The sequence below is a fragment of the Lactococcus sp. AK05 genome, from assembly GCF_041026685.1.
Classification (GTDB): Bacteria; Bacillota; Bacilli; order Lactobacillales; family Streptococcaceae; genus Lactococcus; species Lactococcus lactis.
Map to the genome: position 1 here is coordinate 1 of NZ_JBFTEI010000015.1, position 7,507 is coordinate 7,507.

Below are 7,507 nucleotides of genomic sequence, written 5' to 3' on the forward strand. Positions count from 1 at the left end.
AGGGTGAACGCAATCAGAATTTAGGGCAAAACTTGCACCTGTAATTACAAAAAATTGACATTTTCTCTTGGAGGAAACGTCGTTTTTTTATTTATTGTCGTAATCCTGAAAACCCGTTTTGTGGACTTTTCCCATAAAACGGGTTTTCAGTAGTGCGGATATCCATAAAACTGACTTTACGTTAGCTGGAGAATCCACCGTGTGGAGCCTCCGTCTCACGGTTGCTCCGTGTTACGGTAATTCCGCTGCTATAAAGTAATAACTAATAACAAATTAAATAGCAGTATAAAATTTTGATAATTTGAAGATTATTTTAATATTTACCTGAATAACACTTTAGAAAAGTGAAATATCTATAACTCCAGATCAATAGTGGAAATACGTACAATTTGATATAAGAGATTTTTGTATCAAAAAAATTTTTTTAAACAAAATGCACTAAAAGATTTTTTTGTGTTGCTGAGAGGTTGCAAAATGATACCGCAAGGTATATAATGGTTACGTAATTAGTGCAAGCGCTTGCATTTTTTGTAAAAAAAGTCCTTTTATTTATTTATCTTATTGCTTTGAAAGATATTGTTAAAAATAAATAAAATCGTTATAAACTCAATATAATAAGGAGAGCTAAATAATGAAAAAAACAAAATTAAGAATTTGTCTTTTCCCAATCGTACTGCTTATCAGTTTTACATTGCTATCCAATGGAACTGGTAAACAGATTGTTTTTGCTACATCTTCATCAGAATATGCTACACAAGCTCTGTCTGACGAGAAAAATGCCACACAAAACAATGATTTTACATCTTTTGATATAAAATGGGCCTATGAAGGGACAGATTTGGGATTTAACTATTCAACAACCAGTACTACTTTCAAAATCTGGTCACCAACTGCGACGAGCGTGCAGCTGATAAGTTATGGGACGAATACCAATCCGACAGCGGCACAGGTCTCAGCGAAAGCAATGACACGCGGGACATCAGCGACACCAACTAATCACGCAACCAATACGATTGGGGTGTGGACTTTGACCGTTCCTGGCAATCAAAATGGCATGGTTTATGCTTACAAACTAACTTTTGCTGACGGAACCGTTAGTGATTATGCTGGGTCAACTTATGGAACACTTTCTACAAGTTCTGTCAGCAATACAACCAATGATCCTTATTCTATTGCGACGACACAAGGTGGAAATCGTTCAGTTGTCGAATCGTCTGCAAACCTCGCGTCAAATCTGGCACTTGCGCAAGGCAAATCTGCAACTTGGCGGGTAGCAAGTCCAACACAAGCCATCGTTGACGAACTACATATTCGTGATTTTACAAGCTCATCAACATCTGGTGTTTCGGCTGGTAATCGTGGTAAGTTTCTCGGAGTGATTCAGTCAGGAACAACTGATCCAAATACAGGTACAGCGACTGGACTTGATTATCTGAAAAACGAGGGTTTTAACTACATTCAACTCATGCCAGCCAGTCAGTATGCGTCGGTCAACGAAGCGGGAAACCGTACTACTGCGCAACCGAATAACTTCAACTGGGGATATGACCCACAAAATGAAATGGTACCAGAGGGCGAATATGCCAGTAATTCTGTCAATCCTGTCACACGTATTAATGAAATGAAAGAAATGGTACAAGGCTTGCATACAAATGGGATTAGCGTGGTAATGGATATGGTTCTCAATCACGTCTATAGTCAGTCAGCATCCGCTTTTGAAAAAGCCGAGCCGGGCTATTATTTCCGCAAAAATACGCAATCTGGGTGTGGCAATGATACGGCGAGCAACCACGAAATGTTTGGTAAATACATTATTGACTCTGTCACTTACTGGGCGAAAAATTATGATATTGACGGCTTCCGTTTTGATGAAATGACACTTTTAGACAGCACGACTATGAATAAACTGCGTGCCGCACTGACAGCACTTGACCCACATATTATCATGTATGGCGAAGGTTGGGGCGATTCTAATGCAAATAATATTCCTGAAACGTCTATCAATAATTACAAAAATGTTCCTGGTATTGGTTTTTTCAATCCTGGTGAACGTGACGCCATCAGTAATAATGGAGGTTCTGCAGGTGGATTCGCAGCAGGAAATACGGCAAGTACCATAACGGTCGCAGGAGCACTTTTGGCTTCTGGAGGTTGGAACGGAAATGGCACAGTGCAAGCTTTTTTGACGCCAAGCCAGTCTATCAATTATGTTGAATGTCATGATAGCTTCACCTTAAATGACTCACTCTGGTCAGCTGATCCGAATGATTCTGTGGCGACACATCAAGCGCGAGTGACGCTCGCAAATGCCACGAATATTCTTGCAAACGGTGTGACATTTATGGAAACAGGACAGGAGTTTGACCAGTCCAAATTAGTCAATCCGTCAAATCTGACGCCGCTCTCCCCTACACAGACACAGGCTTATCAATCGGGTAGTATGGAAAAACCTGCATGGTATCCTGCGTCATGGGATACTGCCAAAAATTCATACAATGGACTTTTTGGCTTGGCTAGTAATGGTACTTACTATGGCAATTATTGGCCAGGTAGTAATCTCTACACCCCAGTAGTTGCGGGGGATGTAGTCAATGCCATGAATTGGGATAATGTCAAGGACAATCAAAATGCTGTTAATTTTATTGGAAATTTGATGAAATTTAAAAAATCCAATCCGCAATTTTGGCCTGATGATTATAGCAAACTTGCTTGGACTCCTACCAGTATAGGTGTAGAAAATGTCACAAATGCGTCAAACGGAGTGATCACAGAAGAATTAACATCGGGTGCGACCAAATATTTAGTCATATTGAATGCTAGCGGTAATTCGGTCAAAATTGGTCAAGGTGGTCAGTTTTATGGGGTGTCAAATTTGACAGGTAAAACTGTGATAATTTCTGACGATAGTAGCTTAACAGCTAATCAAGTTTTGAATAGCTCTGTCACTCTGTCAAATTTGACAGTCACCGTTATCCAACTTTCTAAATAAAAAACACATCAAATTTGATGCAAATCAAAAAGGAGAAAACATGTTATACAGTAGAATGAATCGACTTCATTCTCAGATGAAACAAACACATTTTCGTGCTTGGAAATCGGGGAAAATTTGGCTTTACGGTGCAGTGACTCTCACTGTTTTGGGACTTGGTGTTGCGGGTCCTACGACCTTCTTTGGGACATCCACGACTCTTGTTGCTCATGCAGACACAACGTCTGCTCAAAATGCGACAATTACTTTTTGGCCATCAACAGCTTATACGGGACAGCAACTTTATGCTTATGTTTGGGGGACAGGAAATACTGCTTATGACGGTCAGTTCGTCCCATTAAGCATTGGCTCTGCGGATTCTGTGACCTTGTCAAATCTGAGTACTTCGAGTATGGGTATTATCATTACAACAACGAATGATTGGAGTACAGCACAAAAGCTCAATTCAGGTGGCGCAGATATTATGGTGCCGATGACAGCAGGACATTCAGTTCAGATTGGCATCAATCAGCAAGGAACGCTTTATGCCACATCTGTGGTACCCACGATATCTGCACCAACGAATGCACCAACGTCAGGGATCGTCGGAACACTTGTCACGTTGAACGGTGCAAATGCAGTAATCACTGATCCATCAAAAATGGGTTCTGGTGCTATCAGCTCTGTTACGGTCACAGACCCAAATGGCGTGACAACGACAGCTTCTGCAGATACTTTCACGCCAAAGATACCTGGTCAATACACGCTAACTTACAATTATAGTTATACAAATTTGGATAACACGACGAGCACTGTGTCAGCAAATAGCACAATCCAAGTCACTGCTGAAAACGCGAATACAATTACCACAACGAGTGGTCCGGACTTGACACAAGGACAAGCGATTGACCTGTCAGCAAATGGCAACACGATGAAAAGTTATGTCAGCGACTCTAACAGTAGCGTCACACCGAGTATTCAGTCTGTTAGCTGGACACCTACAGGTTCTACAACAGCGCAGACAATCACAGCAAACACTGATGGCACTTACACATTTCCTAGCGCTGGCACCTATACCGTGATTTATACTGATGGGACTGGAGCGACTGGGACAGTAGACGGTACAGTTCTTGCACAGCGGGCTAGTTTCACGACAGTTACTGATGCAGATACAAAAATTGCTGTTGGAAACACGGTTGATGCTGCGAATTATTATAGATTGATTGATCCAAATAATTCGGCAATTAACATCTCTAATGCTACGATTTCTGTCACAGGTCCTGATAGTTCAGATTTCACAGGAGCTGCGATTTCTGGGACACAATTTATCCCTGATATAGAGGGGAATTACACTATCAATTATTCTTATGTTGATGGTACAGGGGCAGAACAAAAAGCAAGTCAAATCATTACTGTGGTCGGTGGGCCAAAGTTAAATGCTGACGAGAGTTTTGAATATCAAAAGACAGTCAATGCAGATGGCACAGACATTTATACATATAATCCACAAACACAAGGTGTGACAGTTACTGACCCAGAAAACGACAAGGCGCTTCCGTCAGTAACTATCTATGATGTGGATAATTACGGTACAACGCCACTGACAGCAAATACTGACGGCACTTACAATCTGACACCTGCTGGAACTGCTGACGAAACGGGCAGCACTAGTGGCACTTATTATGTGACATGGGCTTACCCAGGCGCAGAGCAACCGAGTTGGGATATGCAAACGGTGACGGTGCTCTCTGCGGGTCAAGTGCAGCCCGTCATCACAGTACCTGCTCAAAGTAATGTGAATGTTGGCTCAACGGTAGATACCACACAAGGGTTAACCATGAAAAACTCTGCCAATGAAAATTTGAGAACTGATGAAATCAAAACAGCCTTAGCAAATGGCGATTTGACAATTTCACTGACAGACCCATCAGGCAATAATTCTACACTGACAGATGGTATATTTTCAGCGACAGATATTGGCTATTACGATATAACATTTGACTATACGGACCCTGTGACAGGACTGTCAGCTGTTGAACAATATGGTGTTGTCGTGTCCCAACCCACCACAAATACAGAAACGGACATCATTTCCAATGGTTCAGCCACTTATACTTATAGACCAAATTCAAGAAATGTTGCGCTGATAGGTGGCAATAGCGCCAATCTCACAACTGTGAACCAAATTACGGACAGCAAGGGAATTTCTTACGGAACAGTAGATGAAAATGATGGAGTGTCGAGTGCCGACTTGTCAATAGGAAGCTATACCGTTGAGTGGCAGTATACTTATACAGATGTTAACGATAATGTTGTATCTATTCCTGTCAGTCAAACTGTAAATGTTATCGGCAAAGTTACTTACGATGCCAACGGCGGCACAGGCATGATGGCAAGCCAAGAAACGGATACCAACGGTAACATTACACTAGATACCAATAGTTATACAAATGGCGATAAAACTTTCAAAGGCTGGAACACTAAGGCAGATGGTAGCGGGATTTCTTACACCGACAAACAAGCTATCACAGGGATTAGTAGCAATGTAACTCTCTATGCACAATGGATTGGCACTTCTGGCAATACGACGAATCCGACAGATGGCACCGGTTCAGGTAACACAACGAATCCAACAGACAGTACGGGTTCAGGCGATACCACAAAGCCAACAGATGGGACAGATTCAAGTAACACAACGAACCCAACGGACAGTACGGTTTCAGGCAATACCACAAAGCCAACAGATGGGACAGATTCAAGTAACACAACGAACCCAACGGACAGTACGGGTTCAGGCTATACGACAAATCTAACGGATCGTATAATTTCTGAAAAAAAATCAGTTCCATCAGTAACGTCTCTTAGAACGACATCAGTTATTTCTACAAATAATTCTACATTACCAAAAACAGGGGATGATAGGCCAAATAGTGCAGAAGCGCTAGCTCTCGGATTTGGTGCTTTGTTAGGTACGCTTACACTTATCAAAGAAAAGCGCCGGAAGGAAAGCTGATGACGCTTAGGTTATTGTGAGTTGGAATTAAAATAGATTCTCTTCCTAAAAATTTTATTATGACAAGAAAATCTATTTTTGTTTTTTTAAATTATTGTGTGATTAAAAATAATCGTATGTAAACACAATAATTTTTTGAGAAGAAAAAACAATTTTTAACGACATCCTATATATGACGTTAAGTCATACCACAACTACTGGTGTTATTAAATAAAAAAAGGAATCATCTCCCTTGAATGCGCTCTCTAAATGTACTAAATTAAAGTAAGAAACATATTATAATCTTTAGAAAGAGGTGGCTTATGATTTGGTCATTAATTGTTGGTGCATTAATCGGATTAATCGCTGGTGCGATTACAAATAAGGGAAGTTCAATGGGATGGATTGCTAATATCTTAGCGGGGTTAGTTGGATCTTTTGTAGGTCAAGCCTTACTTGGAACCTGGGGACCTTCGCTTGCTGGCATGGCATTAATACCATCCATTATTGGAGCGGTCATTGTGGTTGCTGTTGTATCTTTCGTCCTATCTAAAATGAATTAGTAGATCTTAGGATCTAGAAAGGAGGAGCTTTGGCAACTGGAAAGAAAATAATACTCATTATTCTTGATCTCCTTTTACTTACGCTTGTTCTACCAATGACCTGGGATTATTACAATTTCATGGAGTATGATTGGAGGACAATGACCTCTAGTAACATTCCCTTCATAGGCAAATATATGGCAGACTATTTGTTTTGGGGGAACATCGTTATAATAGTCATATTAATTCTCGCCTTGATTGTAATCCTTTTTTATCCTCGAACCTATATGGATGTACAACTCACTTCAAATAATGGAGATTTAACTTTGAAGAAGTCTGCCATTGAAGGTTTTGTAGGTGAAAAAGTAAAAGAAAATGAATACCTTAAAAACTCAAAAATCGCTGTTTCACTTTTTAAAAATAAGATAAAAATTGATATAAAAGGTGAAATTATTCCTCGAGTTGAAGTGGCACAAAAAGCCCAAGTTCTGGAACAGGAAATCATTGAAGGGTTAAAAAAATTCTTTGGATTGGAACATAAGGTTAAACTTAAAGTAAAAGTCATTACATTAAGTAAAGACGATAACCCTAAACGCCAACGTGTTATGTAGGAGGGATCAATGGATTATTTCGAAAAAAATCGATACCCGATTATAGGGGGAATCGTAGGTGCACTCATTGCTGTGTGTATCTTCACTATTGGATTTTGGAAAATGATTCTGGTTTTATTTTTAATTGGATTAGGAATTTATATTGGTCTATTTTTAAAAAAATCAGGAATCATTGATCAATTTATAAATCGTAAATAACATTATAAAAGAAGAAAATTATGGTACAAGAAAACATGAAAGCATTTGGAACAATGGCAGAAAAAGAAACTCCTAAAACAAAGGAAACCCAACCAGATATTAAAGGAGCCTTGACTTATGAAGATAAAGTTGTGCAAAAGATTGTAGGACTAGCATTAGAATCAGTGGATGGACTTCTTTCCGTAGAGGGTGGGTT

At 39.9% G+C, this 7,507-nt stretch carries 5 protein-coding genes; all 5 read left to right on the forward strand.

Going from position 1 to position 7,507, the window contains the following annotated elements; genetic code table 11:
• Positions 1-631: 631 nt before the first annotated feature.
• The 5 genes from AB6B24_RS12240 (at position 632) to AB6B24_RS12260 (ending at position 7,311) form a co-directional block, all read left to right on the forward strand.
• On the forward strand, positions 632-2,989 hold the full coding sequence (locus AB6B24_RS12240) for an alpha-amylase family glycosyl hydrolase (protein WP_342630430.1): 2,358 nt from the start codon (positions 632-634) through the stop codon (positions 2,987-2,989).
• 40 nt (positions 2,990-3,029) lie between these two features.
• Complete coding sequence (locus AB6B24_RS12245) at positions 3,030-5,981, forward strand: KxYKxGKxW signal peptide domain-containing protein (protein WP_369164809.1); 2,952 nt, start codon at positions 3,030-3,032, stop codon at positions 5,979-5,981.
• 302 nt (positions 5,982-6,283) lie between these two features.
• Positions 6,284-6,523 carry a GlsB/YeaQ/YmgE family stress response membrane protein gene (locus AB6B24_RS12250; protein WP_003106711.1) on the forward strand — a complete coding sequence of 80 codons (240 nt, stop codon included), beginning with the start codon at positions 6,284-6,286 and terminating at the stop codon, positions 6,521-6,523.
• A gap of 29 nt (positions 6,524-6,552) precedes the next feature.
• Entirely contained in the window at positions 6,553-7,113 is a 561-nt protein-coding gene (amaP, locus tag AB6B24_RS12255) for an alkaline shock response membrane anchor protein AmaP (RefSeq protein ID WP_369164811.1), read from the forward strand.
• Between the two features lie 9 nt (positions 7,114-7,122).
• Positions 7,123-7,311, forward strand: coding sequence for a DUF2273 domain-containing protein (locus AB6B24_RS12260; RefSeq protein ID WP_015425997.1), 189 nt, complete (start codon positions 7,123-7,125; stop codon positions 7,309-7,311).
• Positions 7,312-7,507: the final 196 nt, after the last annotated feature.